This window comes from Lysinibacillus sp. NPDC093216, from assembly GCF_050280325.1.
Taxonomy (GTDB): Bacteria; Bacillota; Bacilli; order Bacillales_A; family Planococcaceae; genus Lysinibacillus.
The window spans coordinates 140,592-159,783 of record NZ_JBNNVB010000006.1; the positions used below are offsets into that span (position 1 = coordinate 140,592).

Here is a 19,192-nt window from a genome sequence, read left to right on the forward strand (position 1 = left end):
ACACCCCCAAATATGAATAGTCATTCACTATAACTATTCGTGTTTTTTTAGAAAACTCCTTCTCTCCTACGCAAAATAGCACTTGATATGCTATATTTAAGGACGAATATTGATTTAAAGGTGGTTAATAATTGTGACACAGAAAGACTATCGTGTATTACTTTATTATAAATATATAGCTATTGAAGACCCTGTAGCATTCGCAGAGGAACATTTAGCAGTTTGTAAAGAAATCGGGCTTCTTGGTCGTATTTTAGTTGGATATGAGGGCATTAATGGAACGGTTTCAGGTACAGTCGAGCAAACTGATGCTTACATGAATCATATGAAGGCAGACCCTCGTTTTAGCGATATTATGTGGAAAATTGATGAAGTTGAAGGGCATGCCTTTAAAAAAATGCATGTGCGCCCTCGTAAAGAGGTTGTACACCTTGGTTTGAACGATGATATCAATCCTTTAGAAATAACAGGTGATTATTTATCTCCAAAGGAATTTATGGAACGTATGCAGGAGGATAATACGGTAGTTATTGATGCTCGTAATGATTATGAATATGACCTCGGACATTTCCGTGGTGCGGTGCGTCCAGATATTGAAAACTTCCGTGATCTACCAGCTTGGATGGAGGCTCATAAAGAAGATTTTGCTGATAAGAAAATTTTAACTTACTGCACAGGTGGTATTCGCTGCGAAAAATTCTCTGGCTGGTTAAAACGTGAAGGCTATGGAGAAAGTGTTGGTCAGTTACACGGTGGAATTGCCACGTATGCCAAAGACCCTGAAGTAAAAGGTCAACTATGGGATGGACAAATGTTTGTCTTTGATCGACGTCGTAGTGTACCGATTAATCAGGTGGAACATGTGATTGTCGGCAAGGATTTTTTCACTGGTGCACCGACAGAACGTTATACAAACTGCGCAAACCCTGAATGCCATAAATTAATGCTTTGCGAGGAAAAGCATGAGGCTTTCTATATGCGTAGCTGTTCAGACGAATGCCGCCGCGCAGAACGCAACTTTTTTGTTGAAGAGAATGGTTGGACAAAAGAGCAGATTGAGGAACAAATCGCGAAAATCGCTGAAGTTCAAAATCCTTCTTTATAAGTAAAAGGAGCATCATCCATTTGTGGTGATGCTCTTTCATATCCCAAAATATTTTAATATTTTACACTGGATCATCATCGAAAATTGGAGATAGCATTTTTAAACATAGTTGATTGGAGTGGAGGCTGGGCGACTCCTTGGGGATCAGCGATTTAGAGGAACGAAGGCTAAAACCATCACGTCCTGTGATAACGCCTTCGTGACCAACATCCTGTTGGCCCGAGACCCTGGAGCGAGCAACGCGAGTGAAGCGGCTCATCGGACGCCCCCAGGAAGCTCTGCTCTGCGCGAAAGCGAAGCGTCAGCGGCAAAGCGCCCAGCCGGAACGGAAATCAACCCCACGTTCGATGAGAGAAGTACTCTTTTTCGCCTGAGTAATCGTACATTTAAGCGAGCATTTCCCTCTCTCTAGAGCTTGCTAAATCTCACTTAAATTTGTCTTCATTCCTCTCTAGCCAAGTAACGCCCTACCTGTCTGCCACTAAATAAACAACCACCAACAAATGTCCCTTCTAAAGCACGGTAACCGTGTACACCGCCACCGCCAAAACCACTAACTTCCCCAGCTGCAAATAAACCCGGTATAGGCTGACTATCAATTCCTAACACTGCACCATTCAAATTTGTCTGTAAGCCTCCTAATGTTTTACGCGTTAAAATATTTAAACGTACCGCAATAAGTGGCCAATTGTGGGGATCTAATATTTTATGGGGCTTCGCAACGCGCACAAATTTATCACCAACATAGTTTCTTGCGCCATGAATAGCATTAACCTGTAAGTCCTTTGTAAATTTATTGTCCATTTCACGATCCCTTGCTAAAATTTGTTCTTTTATTTTGATAAAATCAAGAAGATCATTGCCAGCCAACTTGTTCATCCCTTCAACTAACTCTTTTAAATCATTAGCAATCACAAAATCCTCACCATGATTTTTAAATGCCTGAATTGGACCCGGTGCTCCTGGCAAAACACGTTTCAGAACATCACTAATACTTTTATTTGTTAAATCAGGGTTTTGTTCAGAGCCTGATAATGCAAATTCTTTTTCAATAATTTTTTCAGTTAAAATAAACCACGAATAATCATAACCTGTTTTTTGAATTGCCTCTAATGTGCTTAACGTATCGAAACCCGGAAAATTTGGTGCTCCAAATCGATTGCCTTCTGCATCAAACCATAATGATGAAGGGCCAGGCAAAATTCGAATGCCGTGATTTGGCCAAATAGGGTCCCAATTTTTCAAGCCTTCTGTATAATGCCACATGCGGTCTCGATTAACGATACGTCCCCCCGCATGCTCAGTAATTTCTAACATTCTGCCATCTACATAAGCAGGGACACCACTGACCATATTTTTTGGTGGTGTACCAAGTCGAGCAGGCCAATTTTTTCTGATTAAATCAAAATTTGCCCCTATCCCACCGCTCGCCACAATAACCGCTCCCGCTTCATAAGAAAATTCGCCAATCCCTAGCCTAGAGCTTTTTTCACCGCGAATTGCATAGCTTTCAGCCAACACAGTTCCACTAATCCCTGTAATCCTGCCGTCTTGTTGAATAAACTCATCTACACGATGTCTTGGTTTAAAATCTATATATCCATCCTTTATGGCCTTTTTCACTTTTTCAGCAAAAGGCTTTACAATGCCTGGTCCAGTTCCCCAAACAATATGAAATCTAGGAACTGAATTTCCGTGGCCGCCTGCTAATGATCCACCACGTTCTGCCCAACCGACGACAGGGAAAAACTTAATACCTATAGACTTTAACCAACTATATTTTTCACCAGCTGCAAAATCTACATAAGCCTTGGCCCATTTATACGCCCACGAATCTTCATCCTCCAAGCGATCAAAGCCAGCCGTTCCTTGCCAATCTTGCCATGCAAGTTCTTTACTATCCTTAATACCAAGCCTTCTTTGCTCTGGTGAATTTACTAAAAATATACCGCCAAAGGACCAGAATGCCTGTCCTCCCATTGAATTTTCAGGTTCTTGATCTACTAAAACAATTTTTTTCTTTGCATCCGCTAACTCACAGGCAGCTACTAATCCTGCCAGTCCTGCACCGACAATTGCTACATCATACATCATTCTATACCCCCTAAAAATCAATCTTTCATTACTTACATTCTTCTCTAAAGGATCGTTTACCTTCTACACATTATAAATTTGACGAAATTGTGACAAGAAAAAAATGTTCGCTTTCTTCCACTAAACCAAGAAAGTTTCCATTCACGTAGTCCATTTAATCCCAATATATTTCCGTATAATTTTCGACCTCAAATATTTGTTAAACGCCCATGTAATCTGACTTAGCATCTATCGGTAGCGCTTTCATTGTCCTTTCCGAAAAGACGAACGATAATCGAATGAAAATAGTATAAAGTTCGTTTTTAGTTACTTTTCAGACTTTTAAAGTCAAGTTTTTTAATCTTTTTCAGAAATATTGTTGACAAAGGTGAACAATAAGGATTATGATGTTAACAAATTTAATCACACGAAAATATAACGACGGAGACATGCTAGTCGCAAGAAAATCCAAAGAGAGCTGATGGTTGGTGTAAATCAGCGATTTCTACGATAATAGTTCCACTCCTGAATAGATAAGCCGAACATCTCCAAAGTAAGCTTATCCGTCACATGCACGTTACGCATATAGCTAAGACTGCTAGAAATCTTTCAAGCAGTGATTAAGGGTGGTACCGCGAACCAAATTTATTCAGCCTTTCGCCCCTTACAACACAATCTTTGTGTTTGTAAGGCGCGGAAGGCTTTTTTATTGTTTTTTATTCTAGAAAGGAGATTGTTTGCATGCTGTAAGATATTTAGTTTTACAAATTTCAGACTGTTTCGTATATAAAGAACACTAAAAAATTTTTATTAAAAGGAGCTAATTACAAATGACTACTGCAACTAAAACAATTAACGTATTTATCGCTGACCCACTAAGTGAAGATGGTATTTTCCCACTACGACAAGAACAAGATTTAGACTTAAATATCATTGTTGATACTGGTCTTGCACCAGAAGAATTAATCGCAAAAATTGCGGATGTAGATGTTTTACTAGTACGTTCTCAAACAACGGTAACACGTGAAGTAATTGAAGCGGCTAAAAACTTAAAACTTATCGGTCGTGCTGGAGTAGGTGTAGACAACATTGATCTAACTGCTGCAACTGAACATGGCATTATCGTCGTGAATGCACCAGACGGTAACACGAACTCTGCTGCTGAGCACACTATTGCCATGATGACTTCACTTGCTCGTCACATCCCACAAGCATTCAATACACTTAAAAACGGTAAATGGGATCGTAAATCTTATGTTGGGGTTGAGCTTAAAAATAAAACGCTAGGTGTTGTAGGCTTCGGTCGTATCGGTGTTGAAGTTGCTTATCGTGCAAAAGGTCAACGCATGAACGTTATGGCATACGATCCATTCCTAACAGATGAACGCGCTAAAGAGTTAGGGGTAACAAAATCAACAGTTGAAGAAATTTGTGCAGCTGCAGATTTCATTACAGTACACACACCACTTCTTCCTGAAACACGCAACCTTATTAACAAAGAAAAATTCGCTATGATGAAAGACGGCGTGCGAATCATCAACTGTGCACGTGGCGGTATTATCAATGAGGATGATTTATACGATGCAATCGTAGAAGGTAAAGTAGCAGGTGCTGCTCTTGACGTATTCGTATCTGAGCCAGCAACAGATCACAAGCTACTTACTTTACCACAAGTAATCGCAACACCTCACTTAGGTGCATCTACAATTGAAGCACAAGAGTCTGTAGCTGTGGACGTTTCAAACGACATCATTAAATTCTATAAAACAGGTACTGTAACTAACCCAGTAAACATGCCATCTATTCCTAAAGAGTTACTTGCACAAGTCGAGCCTTTCTTTGAATTAGCTGAAAAACTAGGTTCATTCTTATCTCAACTTACAACTGAGCCTGTAAAAGAAATCAACTTATCTTATGCTGGTGAAGTAGCAAATTATGATGTACGTCCATTAACGTCAAACGCTTTAAAAGGCTTATTAGCTAAAAACCACGGTAATCATGTGAATGACGTAAATGCTCGCTACTTATCTGAACGTATCGGTATGAAAATTAATGAGCATAAAACTACAACTGCTAAAGGCTTCACTAGCTTAATTACAATTGAAATTAAAACAGTGAACGAAACACACACAGTTGCTGGTACATTATTAAATGGTTTAGGTGCACGTATTGTTAAAGTTGAAGACTATGTTGTTGACGTTATTCCACAAGGTCACCTTCTTTACATTAAAAATACTGACAAACCAGGTGCGATCGGCCGTGTAGCAACAAAGCTAGCAGAAAAAGATGTGAACATCGCAACAATGCAAGTTGGTCGTGCACAAGTTGGCGGTACAGCTGTCATGATGCTAACAATTGACAATACTGTAACAGAAGAAGATCTAACATTCGTTGCAAAGCTTGAAAATATTGATGAAGTAAAAGCGATTAACCTATAATATTGATAATTTAATATATTGTATTAAATGACCTGAGTTCAACAGCTCAGGTCATTTTTTATTCACCTCGAAAAAAAATTTTATAAAAATCAAAACTATTTAAAAGAACTTTACGAATATATAAATGAGGCGATGAAAGTGATGTGATAATGGATGGATTTTGAAAGCCGATGGATAAGGCGTGTGCAGCAATCAGCTCATGAAGAGAGTGCTAATTTACTTGTTAAAAAATATTATAAAGAAATTTTCTCATTTGTTTATAAGCAAGTTTTGGACGAACAATTAGCTTTAGATTTGACACAGGAAATTTTCATACGCATGCTGCAGGCTATTACTAACTTTAATAAGAAGAAAGCCGCTTTTCGCACATGGCTTTATCGTATAGCTTCCAATCATTGCATCGATTATTTTCGCTCGAAATCGTATCAAGCTGGCCAGCTAACAAACTATGTAGAGGATCTTGAACTTATCGATGCAGTAGATATAGTAAATTACCTTATTAAAAAGGAAGATTTAGAGGAAGTAAATCTTTTACTTTATAAGTATGAAGTACAGACCCAGCAAATTCTTCGTTACAAACTGTTTTTAGAGCTGACTTTTCAAGAGATTGCAGGGCTTTTGAATTTGTCAGAATCGACGGTCAAGACAAGATATTATGCAGTGTTAAAAAAACTTAGAGAGGAAATGGAGGCTAACTTAAATGGAAAACAAAAAATGGGCAATTCCGTATCCAACAGATGAAGAGATTGAACAGCAAGTTGCTTCTATTATCAAGCAAGGACTACCAGTAAAACAAACCTTCATACATTTATTGCTTGACTTAAAGCGTCAAATTGGCTGGAAATATGTTTTCCTTAGCTATGGTGAGGCATTGTTTAGCGGACTTATAACGTTAATGATCTTCGGCTATATATGGCTAATAGCTGATGACATAGCAACGGAGTCTTTTATGTTGAATGGTATGTTCTTTATGCTCTCACCACTTGTTTTCCTAAGCTTAACAGCATATGCATATTATCAAAAACGGTCGAATAATACGTTTGAATTAGAAATGACGATGAAGTATACGGTCTTTCAGTTACTCGTATGCCGCATGCTTTTCTTTAGTGGAATAGCTATTTTAGTTAATATGTCATTTATCTTAATCTTATCATTTAAGGTGGAGATTGATATATTCCGACTGTTACTTCTATCTTTAACAGGGTTATTTCTATTCTCAACAGGCTTACTATTATCACTTTACAATGGACAGGTCTTCAATCGAAGCTTGGTATTTATCATAGCTTGGATATTAGGAAATACACTTTTACTTTTAACAGTAGGTCAACAGTATGCACGAATTTTAGACAACTTACCGATTGCAGTGTACAGTGTCTTACTTATTGGAGTACTAGCACTATACCTTTATTCATTTAAACGTTTAATGACAAAAAATCAGGAGGGAGTTTTTGAATGTTAGTCGTACAAGATGTAGGAAAAAAGTACGGGGATTTTACAGCATTGCATAATATAAATTTACAGTTTGACAATGGTATATACGGTTTACTCGCTCCAAATGGTGCTGGTAAGACAACTCTTATCAAAATGCTTGTAACATTGATTAGTCCAACAACTGGCGACATTTTTTATCAAGGACAACCTATTCAAATGCTTGGTCAATCATATCGTGAGCATGTTGGCTATTTACCTCAGCATTTTGGTTATTACAAACATTCTACACCAAAGCAATATTTAAGTTATTTGGCAACATTAAAAGGGATGGACAAGCAAACCGTAGCCAGTCGAATTGATGAAGTACTCGATATGGTAGCACTTAGTGATGTGAAGAATAAAAAAATGCGAAAATTTTCAGGTGGGATGATTCAACGGGTTGGCATTGCACAGGCACTTTTAAGTGATCCCAAAATAATAGTGCTTGATGAACCAACAGCAGGGCTTGACCCAAAGGAACGTGCTCGCTTTAGACATTTGTTGTCAGAGCTTGCGCGTAACCGAATTATTATCATTTCGACCCATATTGTATCAGACATCGAATCTATTGCGAATGAAATTATCATGATAAAAAACAACGTCATTTCTTATAAAGATTCTGTTGCTAATATTTGCGCAACACTCTCAGGAAAAGTGTTTGAAACAACAATGACGTATGAGGACTTTACCGAATTCCGTAAAAGTTATGTGACACTGGCAGAAAAGCAAGAGCAAGGAAAGATGATTGTACGCTTTGTCGCTGATGAAAAAGCAGAATCATTCTGGAAGTCAGTTGAACCACAGCTCGAGGATGTATTTCTAGTGGAATATGCACATGAAAATACAAGTGGTGGTAACACATGAATATTACTTGGCTTGAAATGAAAAAAGCATTATTTTCACCAACCATTTTAATACTACTCGTGTTGTTTTCTATTTTTAATATTTTCACGATTATTAGTAATTCCTATGTAAGAGACGAATTAAAAATAGCAAATGACATTATTAAAAAGTACGGTGAAACCTTTAATGATGAAATCTTGAGTAAAATGCAGAAAGACTTGAATGCAGATGTTAAAAAACGTAATCCACAGTTTCAAGATGCCAATGTTTTTATCAATTCCATGAATGATGAAAAATATCAAAATTCTACTTTAGCTGAGCAACATGAAATTGATCGAATACATTTGATGCAATTATATATTAATCTTGGAAAGAGTTTAGATGAACGTTACGCTAAGCTTAATATCGAGACACTAAAGGAAGGAACAATTGCTGATTTCGGCTTAACAAACTGGGCGGCTGGCTTTGTATCGAGGGAATTCGATAAATTAAATAATCGCTTCACAGAAATGAAGGAAACTAAAGAATATAATAAGTGGTTTTTTGCAAGTGACTATCGAATGCATAGTGAATTATTTAAAAATCTTATAAAGAAAATCGCTATGGAAGGTGTAATACTAGTCGTACTTCTCACAGCTCTTATTACAAATTTTGAATTTGAACATCGAACACAGCTTGTAACATACGCAACGAAAAAAGGACGTCTATTGATGCGGCATAAACTAATAGCAAGCCTTTTAACGACTCTCCTTACCTTATTGCCGCTGTTCGGAATATCATTAATAACCTTTTTCATGGTATATGATTATTCTGGCGTTTGGACAGCACCTATTACCAGTGGCTTGAACTGGGAATATACGTGGCCACATATAACATGGTGGCCAATTGAGCTCTGGAAGTATTTATTATTAACAATTACTATACTTGTTATCACTTTACTTATTATCTCGCTCCTTACATTTTGCATAAGTACATTTTTAAGAAATAGTTATCTCTCTTGGATACTCTGTATATTAATTCTTGTGAGTATGTTTGTTGTACCTATGTTCTTCAGTGGTATGCCTACGTTATTGCTACTTATGCATTTTAATTTAACACTACTTTTACTCAATCCCCATATGTATTTTTCAGGTGTGTCCAATTTGATGATGTTTGAATATCATGAGGTTTGGACTTTAGTTTTATGGTGTCTCATTAGTTTACTTTGTGTAACATACGTACTCAGACGATTTAATAGAAAGGATATTGTGTAATATGCAGCTATTTTGGATGGAAATGAGGAAAATATTTTCGTGGAAGATTGTAGCGTTAATTGTATTTGTGAATGTACTTCTCTATTGGCTAGTGTTTGAGTTTAATATAACCTACTTTCCCAATGGTCGTCCTGCGGGAGATACATTTGCGATTGAGCAGCAACTGATTCCAAAGTATGGGGCAGAAATAGACGAAAAAGAATATAAAGAAATAGTAGCCATGTACGAGCAGGAGAAAAAGAAGGCAGATACATTTTTAGAACATGATCCGAAAGCTGTGGCGTTAGGTATTACAACATATGAAGCATTTAGTGATCCGGAGAATGAACAGCAGTCAGAGTATTTTAATGCTATTACTTTTCACAGCGAAGAGGATTTTCCATGGGTACTGCAAGCATGGGAACGTTTAATTGAAAGTTACCAACACCATGAAATATCACTTCAAGCAGAAATGGAACGCACATCCGGGGCACATCAGCAGCGCTTTAAGCAGTTATTGAATGACAGAAAGCATACGATATACTCTAACATTGTATTAGACAATTTCCAGAGAATTGCACAAAATTTATCTATTATTATCTTATTCAGCATCTCAATTCTGCTATCTCCTATTTATCTTAGGGACAAGGTAACATCTATTATTCCATTGCAATATACATCGAAAAAAGGACGAAGAATATTTTGGATAAAATGGCTTGCAGGGCTCGTCAGTGCAGTGTTTATAACAATTGTATTAATGATTATTTATTTAACTATGTATGCAACAAATAACACTTCTTCCCATTTCGACTTACCATTGTCTTCATTTTGCTGGGACTATTACTGGTACGATATGACGTTTTTCCAATATATCATTTTATCAATCGTGGCAATCTTTATAGCAGCTGTATTCTTAGGTATATTATCGATGGCAATTTCAACATTTGCTCGTAATACAATTGCATTGATTGGTATTCAGATTATTGTTATGTTCGGCATGATTGCTGGTGTCACGAATTATATGATTTCAGACATCATTTCGATTTGGCATCCAAAGTGGTTAACACCGATAGGATACATTTTCCTCATCGGTCTTACAATAATACTTACATTTTATGCTTGGCGACGTGAATCACGTAAAGATATTGTATAAACCTTGCTACTTTGCTACTGCTGAATTTTAATGCAAAATAAAAATAGCGTACTTTGCCATTTACGGCAAGTACGTTTTTTTTATTTTTTGGTAAAATGATACTTTTCAGAAAGTCACTCGTCTTTAAGAGAAAGGAGGTGCACATTTTGACGATTGAAGAGCTGTTTTACTTACATAATCAAACTATTTTTAAATACCTATATTACTTACTCAATGATGAGAAATTAGCGGAGGATTTCACACAAGAGACATTTGCCCGCTATTTAAAATATCAGCAGACAATCAAAGAAGATGCAGAGCTCGCTTGGCTTAGGAGTACTGCACGTAATCTAGCTTACGATCATTACCGCCGGAAAAGACTTATTCAATTTGTACCATTTTTAAACGTCCATGAAGAACTTGAGCTAACTTCACCACACCAATGGCTCATCCAGCAAGAAGATGCAAAGTCACTTTATCTTGCAATTAGTAGACTTAAGCTCACCTATCGAGATGTCATTATTTTACGTAAAATCGAGGGTTTATCCATTCAGGAAACTTGTGATGTTCTAGGCTGGAATGAAGGAAAAGTAAAAAACACATTAAAACGTGCACTTGTCGCATTGAAAAAGCAGCTTGGAGGTGAATTTGATGAAGAACAATGAGGAATCCTGGCAACATTTACGCGATCTCAAATTAACTAAGCAGCAGCAGGAAAAAATACTGCACAATATTACTACACCTACTACAATAGAAAAACGACCAATTAAAAAGTCTTGGAAAATTCCTGCAGTGTCCTTGCTATTTATCACAGTTCTTTCTATTTTAATGTTGTCCTTTATCCAAGGACCGGCTAACTCTCTACTGACAACAGATACAAACAAAACAATTGCTAAAGTCTATGTACACAGTAATGAAAACAAAGAAACTTTTATTGCAAAAGCTTCATGCCTTTATGTACCTCAGGAATGCTATACAAATAAGCAACTTTTAAGTCAGCTACAAGAACAAATGGGACATGCACCTTCCGTTGCAGTAACAGCTCAACAGTGGGAAGCTAATGGTTACTTTAAACCTCAAGATGTGTTGATTGTCTATTCTGATGGAACTCAAGAGAAATGGAAGGTGCTTAATAATGATACTTTCTTTAATGTCGTAACAAAACAAGCAATTCAATTCGACAATGCATTTAATTCATTTGAATACTACTATGATGATAAACGTTCAATCAAGATTATTTTTGGAAATATCTTTGTCTTGCTTACGCATTTCACGCTATGGCTTGCAAAAAAAAGAATGCCTCATATTAAACGGCGTTTTGTTGCGGCTACAGTCGAACATGCCATCGCCAATGCTATTATGCTAGTCTTGTTTGCAGGTATTTTATTTGCTATCTATTTACTAATGCATTCCATACACACTACGATTATATATGGCTTATTTACGCTCTACTCTATTATGCAAATTTATTATCGTAAAAAAGCAGGTGAACCCCGAGGATACCTAGTAGCAAGTGCCGTTGTTCAACTATGTATTGCATTAGCTTTTTCATTGCTATATCTTGCATATTATATACACTACTAGCTGTTCAATAAGTTATTGGACAGCTTTTTTCACAAAAAAAGTATCCCAGAACATTTCTGAGATACCACCTCCGAATCAGGCCAACGCTAGCCCTCACTTCAACGCTATACAAATATTTTTCGCTTCCGTGAAGAATTCTAAGCTATGGTGACCGCCCTCACGCCCTATGCCACTCTTTTTAAATCCTCCAAACGGAGCACGTAAGTCACGTACAAACCAGCAATTTACCCAAATCGTACCTGCACGTACATCATGTGAAATACGGTGTGCACGCTGTAAGTTTTCGGTCCAGACAATAGCATTTAAACCGTACTCTGTTCCATTTGCTATCGCAAGTGCCTCTTCCTCCGTATCAAACGGAATAATTGTAACGATAGGACCGAAAATCTCCTCTTGGCAAATGCGGGCTTGCGGATTTTCTTGTAAATAGATAGTCGGTTTTAAATAATAACCCGTACTTAAATTCGCCGGTAACTCAGGACGTTCACCACCGTAAATAAGCGTAGAATTTTCATATTCCGCTATACTTAAATAGCTTGTCACCTTGTTATAATGTGTTTCACTTACGACAGGTCCCATATTCGTTTTTGAGTCTTGAGGATCACCAACGACTAATGTGGCAGCCGCTTCTTTAAAACGTGTAAGGAATTCATCTAAAATCGTACGTTGCACTAAAATACGTGACCCTGCTAGACAAACTTGACCGGAATTCATAAATGCTGCTTGAATCGATACCGGGATGGCTTTTTCTAAATTCGCATCTTCAAAAATAATGTTCGCTGCCTTACCACCTAATTCAAAGGAAACTTTTTTCAATGAATCGGCACCGTTTTTCATGATTGCTTTCCCTGTCGTCGTTTCCCCCGTGAAGGAAATTAAATCGACTTCAGGATGTGTCGTCATAAATTCCCCTGCTGATTGTACTCCAAAGCCATGAACAACGTTAACGACACCGTCTGGAATACCCGCTTGTTGTGCAATCTCACCAAGTAACGATACAGTTAAAGGTGTAATTTCTGCAGGTTTTATGACCGCTGTATTCCCTGATGCTAAGCATGGACCAAGCTTCCACGTTGTTAGCATAAACGGTAAATTCCAAGGGGTAATTAACGCTGCAACTCCCACTGGTTCATAGCGCGTATAATTTAAATAAGCATCATCCATCGGGTATACTTCGCCGCCTTGTTGTTCCATAAAATCAGCAAAAAACTTTAAATTTTCTGCGGCTCGAGGAATTTCGCGTTCTAATGCTACTTGATAAGGCTTACCTACATCTAATGCTTCTAGGCGCGCTAACTCCTCTTTGCGTTCTAGAATAATTTCTGCCATCCGACGAATTTTCGCCAAACGCTCAGATAAAGGCATTGTACGCCATGGCCCTTCTTCAAAAGCTCGCCGTGCTGCCTCACATGCCCGATCCACATCTTCAAAGCTTGCTTCATGGACTTTTGCAATAATCTCCTGGGTCGCAGGATTTTTTACCTCGAACAATGTTTGAGAAGAAGATTCAACATATTCCCCATTAATAAATAGCTTAACTTCTTTCAATTTCGTTTGTGTATTCCCCATAGTAGACACTCCTTATTATTCATTTTGTCGACGTTGGATGGACTTCCCTGCAATTCCCCAATGAGCGCTTGGGATTTCATTTAAGCACACACGAACCGTTTCAAGCGGTGAGTCTAATACAGAAGACACGGTTTTGCTTACTTCTTCAATTAACCGCTCCTTTTGTTCTGGTGTACGTCCTTCAACTAATGTTACTTGAATAAATGGCATTTCACCTTCCTCCTTCTCTATTGCTCTACTTCAACTGTTAATGACTCCATTCCATCAAAGCTTACAGTAAAGCAATCTCCTGCATGCATTGTTGCAGCGCCTGTTAACGCGCCACTTAGCACAACATCTCCAGCTCGAATGTGTTGTCCACGAGCGATTATTTTATTTGCCATCCATGCAATGGCACGTGCTGGATGCCCCATTACTGAGCCTGCTGTACTCGTCGCAAAGATTTCATCATTGTGCGTGAAAATACAGCCCATATTCACAAGATCCACTTCGTTCACCGCATACTTTTGTGAACTTACTATGTAGCGCGAAGAAGAAGAGTTATCAGCAATCACATCTGGTAAGGTAAAATTGAAATTTAAATAACGACTATCGATCATTTCCATGGCAGGTGCAATATAATCAGTTGCTTTCAAAACTTGCGCAATGGTTACAATCGGACCGTGTAAATCCTCCTTAAATACAAAGGCAATCTCTGGCTCAATTTTCGGATGAATTAAAGATTTTAACGAAATCGGCCTCTGTGCATTTAACTCCATATTCGCTAAAAGAACGCCGTAAGATGGCTCATGTACACCCATCATTTGTTGTTTTGCCTTACTCGTTAAGCCAAGCTTTAGCCCTGAAATGGTTGTTTGCTCATGCATGCGCTTTAGTTCAATTAATTTGTCTTGAATATCATAGGCTGTTTCTACCGTCAGCTCTGGATATTGATCAACAAACTTCGTGACCTCAGACACATCTCGCTCTGCTTTATACAACTCATACGCAATTTGATCTAGCGTATCTGTTTTCATCATCGCTCATCCCTCCCTTTCTCCTAGACTGTCTTGGCTATCTTACGAGCAATTTCTGCTATTAAATCTTCTTGCCCGCCTACCGCTTTCATCTTACCGAGCTCCAGTAAAATTTCACGTTCATCTACGTTATATTTTTTCGCTGCTTCCTGCGTAAATAATAAAAAGCTAGAGTAGACACCAGCGTAGCCCATCATTAAGCTAGAGCCTGTTATTTCTTGCGGACGTGGCATAATTGGTGCCACTACTTCATTAGCAACATCGATTACACTATATAAATCAATACCCGTTTCATAGCCAAGACGATCAAAAACTGCAACCATTACTTCCGTTTGTGCATTACCACTACCAGCACCTAAACAGCGTAAACTACCATCTACATACGTAGCACCTGCTTCGATAGCAGCTAACGTATTTGCCATGGCCAGTGATAAATTATTATGGGCATGGAAACCAATTTCGCAAGAAACATGTGACTTTAATGTGGCTATACGTTCCTTGACCTCATGAGGTAGCATGGCACCTGCTGAATCCGTCACATAAATAATTTCAGCGCCGTAGCTCTCAAATAACTTCGCTTGTTCTACTATTACAGACGTTGGAGCCATATGCGCCATCATTAAAAATCCGACTGTTTTCAATCCTAGCTCTCGACTTAAGTAAATATGTTGTCCAGCAACATCGGCCTCAGTAACATGTGTTGCCACACGGGCCATTTTAGCTCCAGCCTTCACTGCATTTTTTAAATCTTCCTTTACACCTATACCAGGTAAAATTAAGACTGAAATAGCCGATTCACCACATTCTTCTCGCGCTGCTTCGATTAACTTCAGTTCATCTACTTTTGAAAAGCCATACTGTAAAGAAGAGCCCCCTAATCCATCTCCATGGGATACCTCAAAATATTTCACCTTTGCTTTCTTTAAACCACGAGCCACATTTCTCACTTGTTGCTCTGTAAATGCATGGCGCATTGAATGACTACCGTCACGCAATGTCACATCTAAAACTGTTAATTTTGTCATTTACTCACCTCCGCTTAGTTCGCCTTCACTGTTTCAAGGTGCTGTTTAGCGATTTCATTCCCTACTTGTACTGCTGCAGCCGTCATAATATCGAGATTTCCTGAATAGGTTGGGAAAAAATCTCCTGCTCCCTCTACTTCTAAAAAGATAGATACTTGTTTACCATTAAAAATAGGCGCGCTCGTCATGCGATATCCGGGTACATATTGCTGAACAGCTAGCACTATATCTTCAATTGCTTCGATAATTTCTTGTTCCTTGTCACCTTCATTTACTAAAACATGCACAGTATCACGCATGATAATCGGCGGATCAGCTGGATTTAAAATGATAATAGCCTTTCCTCTATTCGCTCCGCCTACGTCCTCTATTGCATTGGCTGTTGTTCGTGTAAATTCATCTATATTAGCCCGTGTTCCAGGTCCTGCGCTTTTACTCGCTACCGTTGCAACGATTTCCGCATATTCAACATCTGCTACTTGGTTAATAGCATAGACAATTGGAATAGTCGCTTGGCCACCACATGTCACCATATTGACATTATCGGCCGTCGCGAATTTTTCCAAATTAGCACACGGCACAACGAATGGTCCAATAGCAGCTGGCGTTAAATCAATGATCTTTTTGCCAAGAGCAAGTACTCTCTCACTGTGCATAGAATGTGCCTTTGCCGTTGTGGCATCAAACACAATATCAAAAAGCTCAGGACATGCCACTAAGCCATCTATTCCATTCGTGATTGTACGATAGCCACGAGCCTTTGCACGTTGAATTCCCTCAGAAGCAAGGTCAATTCCTACCATGATACTCATTGTTAAGTAATCACTACGCTCAATTTTGTACATTAAATCTGTACCGATATTACCGGAGCCTAAAATCGCAACTTTCAACTTTGCCATCTTCACTTCTCCTCCTTCAGCCTAAACGTAGCGGACACAGCACCTAGATGGGCAAACTCTGCCGTAAACGTATCTCCATCCTCAATTGTGACTGCCGCTGTCAATGCACCTGCTAACACCAATTCACCCGCCTGCAAACCGATTTGATATTTACTAAGTTTATTAGCTAACCATGCAACTGCACGTAATGGATCACCCATGACAGTGGCTGCGGCTGCACTATCAAACAATTCACCATTGCGGTAAACATTCATGCCAATATGCGGTAAATCTACATCAAGCAATTTAGTAGGCGTTCCACCAATAATCACCATGGCAGAGGAACCATTGTCTGCGACTGTATCTTCAAAACGAATTTTCCAATCCTCTATGCGACTATCAATTACTTCTAGTGCGGGTACAATGTAATCTGTCGCCTCCAGGACATCCTCCACTGTAATATTTGGTCCATATAAGTCCTTCTTCAAAACAAACGCAATCTCAAATTCCAACTTTGGTTGAATGAAATGATTGAGTGAGATCGTTGCACCGTCAACTTCCACCATATCCGATAAAATATGTCCGTAGTCTGGCTCCGTAACTTTAAATTGCTGCTGCATCGCTTTACTCGTTAAACCAATCTTCTTACCGACAATTTGTTTCCCCTCTTGTTGCTTTGTAGCAATTTGAAGTAATTGAATAGCATAAGCGTCATCTACAGTTATGTCTGGAACAGTAGATGTTAGCGGATCGATTGGTTGCTTCGTTGCCTGAGCTTCCTGTAATTTCTCTGCATATAGTTGTCTATCCATATCTAACCTCCTAGACCTGTAGCGTTGTTTCTGCTGATAATGCACCGTACTGTCCATTAAAGAACAGCAATGGCTCCCCATCTTCTAGATGAATGTTTTTCACTCGTCCGATAAATAACATATGATCACCTTCAATATAGGTGCTAGCTACCTCACAGCTCACCTGTGCAATAGCACCTTCAATTGTAGGTGCACCTTGTAAATCACCGAATTTTACTTGATGCTTTTCTTTTATTTGTCCGGCAAATAGCATGGATAGCTCTTGCTGCTGTGCTGATAAAAAATTGACAGTAAATGTTCCGCTTTGTTGGATATGCTTCAGCATCGAAGCTTTTTCACCGATAGAGATGACAACTAATTTTGGATCAAGTGAAACAGACATGAACGCATTTGCTGTCATACCATGGATACTGCCATTTACATTTGTTGTAATTACTGTGACACCTGTTGCAAATTTCCCCATTGCATTTCTAAACAGACGATCCTCCATTACATAACCTCCTCATGATATTGTGCTGTCTCAAATACTATGAAGTAGTATTTAAGACAGCGATTTGGATTTTTTTACAGATAAAAATACTGACTAGCTTATCACCATAACGTAGGGTTGATTTCCGTTCCGACTGGGCGCTTTGTAGCTGCCGCTTTGCTTTCGCTACAGAAAACATTTGTTGCTGTCGCTTCGCTTTCGCACAGAGCAAAGCTTCCTAGGGGCGTCGGGCTAACACGATGTTAGTCACGAAGGCGTTGTCACAGGACGTGATGCTTTTAGCCTTCGTTTCCCTAATCGCTTCGCTGCAGGGTCTCGGGCCAACAGATGTCTTTTGCGCGAAAGCGTAGTGCTAACGAAGCGTCAGCAGCACCGATGTTGGTCACGAAGGCGTTATCACAGGATGTGATGCTCTTAGCCTTCGTTCCTCTATTGCTAATCCCCAAGGAGTCGCCCAGTCTCCACTCCAATCAACTTATATAAATTGCATACGTTTTAACAAATGTCATCGCTAACTTTTGGTGATGAGCCCTACTATTGTTTATTTCACAGGAACCTTTACTGCTCGATCTGGGGTACCATATAAGAAATACTCATTAGGTAGTGGAGAGCCATACCAAATAATCGCTTCATCTAACTCATTTTCACGCCATGTTATTGGCTTCCAATCGGGATCGAAAATGAGGTAACCTGAATCACCAAATAATTCAACTCGGTTGCCACCAGGCTCCATCACGTACATGAAGTACGCTTGACTCACACCATGCTTACCAGGCCCCGCTTCTATTTGAATACCGTTTTCTACAAAAATATCAGCTGTATCCATTAGGTGCTGTGGATAGCCGTACCAAAATGCAATATGATGGAAGCGGCCACTGTTGCCAGTTTGATCGTTCATTAACGCTACCTCATGTACAAGTGGGCTAACACTCATCCATGCACCAATTTCTTCATCATTGTTTAAAACAATTTGTTCACGCAATTTGAAGCCTAAATGCTCGGACATAAACTCACGGTTTTTTGCCACATCCCTACACATTAAGTTGATATGATCTAAACGGCGTGCCGGAACACCCATTATTGGCCGCTTTTGTGGACGACTTTTTAATAATGTTTTTTGGTCTTCAGCTGGCTGGAAATAATCTACTTCCCACAAAATCTCTTGATTATGTCCATCTGGTGTGAAGAATTGGTAAGCACGACCATGACCTAAATCACCATCAATCCAACCTTTTCCGTAACCGCTTTTTTCTAAAGATGCGACACGACGCTCTAGCGCTTCAGGTGAACTTGCTCGCCATGCAGAATGTCCAAGACCAGCTTCTTTTCCTTCCGTAAGCTTTAATGTGTGATGATAAAAATCTTCATAGCCTCGTAAATAAACAGATTGCCCCTCGCGTGCAGTAATTTGTAGTCCCATATAATCTGTGAAGAACTTTAAAGATTCCTCTGGCTTTGGTGTAAAAAGCTCCACATGCGCTAATTGTGCTACATCAAAATTTGACATCAAACATTCCTCCTAATT

The 19,192-nt window shown here is 38.9% G+C and carries 19 protein-coding genes and 1 other annotated feature; of the genes, 9 read left to right on the top strand and 10 right to left on the bottom strand.

From position 1 onward, the window contains the following. Positions 1 to 133 precede the first annotated feature (133 nt). Positions 134 to 1,105, top strand: coding sequence for a rhodanese-related sulfurtransferase (locus ACQKOG_RS09560; protein WP_402870938.1), 972 nt, complete (start codon positions 134 to 136; stop codon positions 1,103 to 1,105). A gap of 61 nt (positions 1,106 to 1,166) precedes the next feature. On the opposite strand, the gene ACQKOG_RS09565 is transcribed toward ACQKOG_RS09560, so the two are convergent. Together ACQKOG_RS09565 and ACQKOG_RS09570 are read right to left on the bottom strand one after the other, a co-directional pair. Beyond that, positions 1,167 to 1,364 carry a hypothetical protein gene (locus ACQKOG_RS09565; protein ID WP_370080923.1) on the bottom strand — a complete coding sequence of 66 codons (198 nt, stop codon included), beginning with the start codon at positions 1,362 to 1,364 and terminating at the stop codon, positions 1,167 to 1,169. Positions 1,365 to 1,546: 182 nt separating this feature from the next. Beyond that, positions 1,547 to 3,199 (bottom strand): FAD-binding dehydrogenase, encoded by a 1,653-nt coding sequence (locus ACQKOG_RS09570; RefSeq protein WP_402870935.1) that lies wholly within the window; start codon positions 3,197 to 3,199, stop codon positions 1,547 to 1,549. 408 nt (positions 3,200 to 3,607) lie between these two features. Then, positions 3,608 to 3,846: a binding site (T-box leader), on the top strand. A gap of 162 nt (positions 3,847 to 4,008) precedes the next feature. On the opposite strand from ACQKOG_RS09570, the gene serA reads away from it, so the two are divergent. The 8 genes from serA to ACQKOG_RS09610 all read left to right on the top strand — a co-directional run bounded on the left by serA (position 4,009) and on the right by ACQKOG_RS09610 (position 11,877). After that, entirely contained in the window at positions 4,009 to 5,616 is a 1,608-nt protein-coding gene (gene serA / locus ACQKOG_RS09575) for a phosphoglycerate dehydrogenase (protein ID WP_370080927.1), read from the top strand. A 153-nt stretch (positions 5,617 to 5,769) separates the two neighbouring features. After that, positions 5,770 to 6,357, top strand: coding sequence for an RNA polymerase sigma factor (locus ACQKOG_RS09580; protein WP_402870933.1), 588 nt, complete (start codon positions 5,770 to 5,772; stop codon positions 6,355 to 6,357). Then, a complete protein-coding gene (locus ACQKOG_RS09585; protein WP_402870931.1) occupies positions 6,317 to 7,075 on the top strand; it encodes a hypothetical protein in 759 nt (252 codons plus the stop codon). The genes ACQKOG_RS09580 and ACQKOG_RS09585 overlap by 41 nt, the downstream gene beginning before the upstream one ends. Then, complete coding sequence (locus tag ACQKOG_RS09590) at positions 7,069 to 7,950, top strand: ABC transporter ATP-binding protein (protein ID WP_402870928.1); 882 nt, start codon at positions 7,069 to 7,071, stop codon at positions 7,948 to 7,950. Before ACQKOG_RS09585 ends, ACQKOG_RS09590 begins: the two co-directional genes overlap by 7 nt. After that, positions 7,947 to 9,182, top strand: a complete 1,236-nt coding sequence (locus ACQKOG_RS09595; protein WP_370080935.1) for an ABC transporter permease subunit — start codon at positions 7,947 to 7,949, stop codon at positions 9,180 to 9,182. Before ACQKOG_RS09590 ends, ACQKOG_RS09595 begins: the two co-directional genes overlap by 4 nt. A gap of 1 nt (position 9,183) precedes the next feature. Beyond that, positions 9,184 to 10,314: an ABC transporter permease gene (locus tag ACQKOG_RS09600; protein WP_370080937.1), complete on the top strand. Its 1,131-nt coding sequence runs from the start codon at positions 9,184 to 9,186 to the stop codon at positions 10,312 to 10,314. A 146-nt stretch (positions 10,315 to 10,460) separates the two neighbouring features. Continuing rightward, complete coding sequence (locus ACQKOG_RS09605; RefSeq protein WP_370080939.1) at positions 10,461 to 10,958, top strand: RNA polymerase sigma factor; 498 nt, start codon at positions 10,461 to 10,463, stop codon at positions 10,956 to 10,958. Beyond that, positions 10,945 to 11,877, top strand: coding sequence for a hypothetical protein (locus ACQKOG_RS09610; protein WP_427446166.1), 933 nt, complete (start codon positions 10,945 to 10,947; stop codon positions 11,875 to 11,877). Before ACQKOG_RS09605 ends, ACQKOG_RS09610 begins: the two co-directional genes overlap by 14 nt. 93 nt (positions 11,878 to 11,970) lie before the next feature. Here the strand turns inward: ACQKOG_RS09610 and ACQKOG_RS09615 are convergent, their stop codons facing one another. The 8 genes from ACQKOG_RS09615 to ACQKOG_RS09650 form a co-directional block, all read right to left on the bottom strand. Next, positions 11,971 to 13,446: an aldehyde dehydrogenase gene (locus ACQKOG_RS09615; protein WP_427446168.1), complete on the bottom strand. Its 1,476-nt coding sequence runs from the start codon at positions 13,444 to 13,446 to the stop codon at positions 11,971 to 11,973. A 15-nt stretch (positions 13,447 to 13,461) separates the two neighbouring features. Then, positions 13,462 to 13,656 carry a 4-oxalocrotonate tautomerase gene (locus tag ACQKOG_RS09620; RefSeq protein ID WP_427446170.1) on the bottom strand — a complete coding sequence of 65 codons (195 nt, stop codon included), beginning with the start codon at positions 13,654 to 13,656 and terminating at the stop codon, positions 13,462 to 13,464. Between the two features lie 17 nt (positions 13,657 to 13,673). Further along, positions 13,674 to 14,465 (bottom strand): 2-keto-4-pentenoate hydratase, encoded by a 792-nt coding sequence (locus tag ACQKOG_RS09625; protein ID WP_427446172.1) that lies wholly within the window; start codon positions 14,463 to 14,465, stop codon positions 13,674 to 13,676. A gap of 20 nt (positions 14,466 to 14,485) precedes the next feature. Then, complete coding sequence (gene dmpG, locus ACQKOG_RS09630; protein ID WP_427446174.1) at positions 14,486 to 15,487, bottom strand: 4-hydroxy-2-oxovalerate aldolase; 1,002 nt, start codon at positions 15,485 to 15,487, stop codon at positions 14,486 to 14,488. Positions 15,488 to 15,501: 14 nt separating this feature from the next. Further along, a complete protein-coding gene (locus tag ACQKOG_RS09635) occupies positions 15,502 to 16,386 on the bottom strand; it encodes an acetaldehyde dehydrogenase (acetylating) (RefSeq protein ID WP_427446176.1) in 885 nt (294 codons plus the stop codon). Between the two features lie 2 nt (positions 16,387 to 16,388). Next, positions 16,389 to 17,177, bottom strand: a complete 789-nt coding sequence (locus tag ACQKOG_RS09640) for a 2-keto-4-pentenoate hydratase (RefSeq protein WP_427446178.1) — start codon at positions 17,175 to 17,177, stop codon at positions 16,389 to 16,391. Positions 17,178 to 17,187: 10 nt separating this feature from the next. Next, positions 17,188 to 17,667 (bottom strand): flavin reductase family protein, encoded by a 480-nt coding sequence (locus ACQKOG_RS09645; RefSeq protein WP_427446180.1) that lies wholly within the window; start codon positions 17,665 to 17,667, stop codon positions 17,188 to 17,190. A gap of 541 nt (positions 17,668 to 18,208) precedes the next feature. Continuing rightward, the gene (locus ACQKOG_RS09650) at positions 18,209 to 19,174 is read right to left on the bottom strand and encodes a catechol 2,3-dioxygenase (RefSeq protein WP_427446182.1); all 966 of its coding nucleotides are present in this window, start codon (positions 19,172 to 19,174) and stop codon (positions 18,209 to 18,211) included. Positions 19,175 to 19,192 lie beyond the last annotated feature (18 nt).

Excerpts from the sequence above, each read along its gene's own strand:
- ACQKOG_RS09565 (WP_370080923.1), bottom strand. The coding sequence starts at position 1,364 with ATGAGCCGCTTCACTCGCGTTGCTCGCTCCAGGGTCTCGGGCCAACAG.
- ACQKOG_RS09570 (WP_402870935.1), bottom strand. The coding sequence starts at position 3,199 with ATGATGTATGATGTAGCAATTGTCGGTGCAGGACTGGCAGGATTAGTA.
- serA (WP_370080927.1), top strand. The coding sequence starts at position 4,009 with ATGACTACTGCAACTAAAACAATTAACGTATTTATCGCTGACCCACTA.
- ACQKOG_RS09580 (WP_402870933.1), top strand. The coding sequence starts at position 5,770 with ATGGATTTTGAAAGCCGATGGATAAGGCGTGTGCAGCAATCAGCTCAT.
- ACQKOG_RS09585 (WP_402870931.1), top strand. The coding sequence starts at position 6,317 with ATGGAAAACAAAAAATGGGCAATTCCGTATCCAACAGATGAAGAGATT.
- ACQKOG_RS09590 (WP_402870928.1), top strand. The coding sequence starts at position 7,069 with ATGTTAGTCGTACAAGATGTAGGAAAAAAGTACGGGGATTTTACAGCA.
- ACQKOG_RS09595 (WP_370080935.1), top strand. The coding sequence starts at position 7,947 with ATGAATATTACTTGGCTTGAAATGAAAAAAGCATTATTTTCACCAACC.
- ACQKOG_RS09600 (WP_370080937.1), top strand. The coding sequence starts at position 9,184 with ATGCAGCTATTTTGGATGGAAATGAGGAAAATATTTTCGTGGAAGATT.
- ACQKOG_RS09610 (WP_427446166.1), top strand. The coding sequence starts at position 10,945 with ATGAAGAACAATGAGGAATCCTGGCAACATTTACGCGATCTCAAATTA.
- ACQKOG_RS09615 (WP_427446168.1), bottom strand. The coding sequence starts at position 13,446 with ATGGGGAATACACAAACGAAATTGAAAGAAGTTAAGCTATTTATTAAT.
- ACQKOG_RS09620 (WP_427446170.1), bottom strand. The coding sequence starts at position 13,656 with ATGCCATTTATTCAAGTAACATTAGTTGAAGGACGTACACCAGAACAA.
- ACQKOG_RS09625 (WP_427446172.1), bottom strand. The coding sequence starts at position 14,465 with ATGATGAAAACAGATACGCTAGATCAAATTGCGTATGAGTTGTATAAA.
- dmpG (WP_427446174.1), bottom strand. The coding sequence starts at position 15,487 with ATGACAAAATTAACAGTTTTAGATGTGACATTGCGTGACGGTAGTCAT.
- ACQKOG_RS09635 (WP_427446176.1), bottom strand. The coding sequence starts at position 16,386 with ATGGCAAAGTTGAAAGTTGCGATTTTAGGCTCCGGTAATATCGGTACA.
- ACQKOG_RS09640 (WP_427446178.1), bottom strand. The coding sequence starts at position 17,177 with ATGGATAGACAACTATATGCAGAGAAATTACAGGAAGCTCAGGCAACG.
- ACQKOG_RS09645 (WP_427446180.1), bottom strand. The coding sequence starts at position 17,667 with ATGGAGGATCGTCTGTTTAGAAATGCAATGGGGAAATTTGCAACAGGT.
- ACQKOG_RS09650 (WP_427446182.1), bottom strand. The coding sequence starts at position 19,174 with ATGTCAAATTTTGATGTAGCACAATTAGCGCATGTGGAGCTTTTTACA.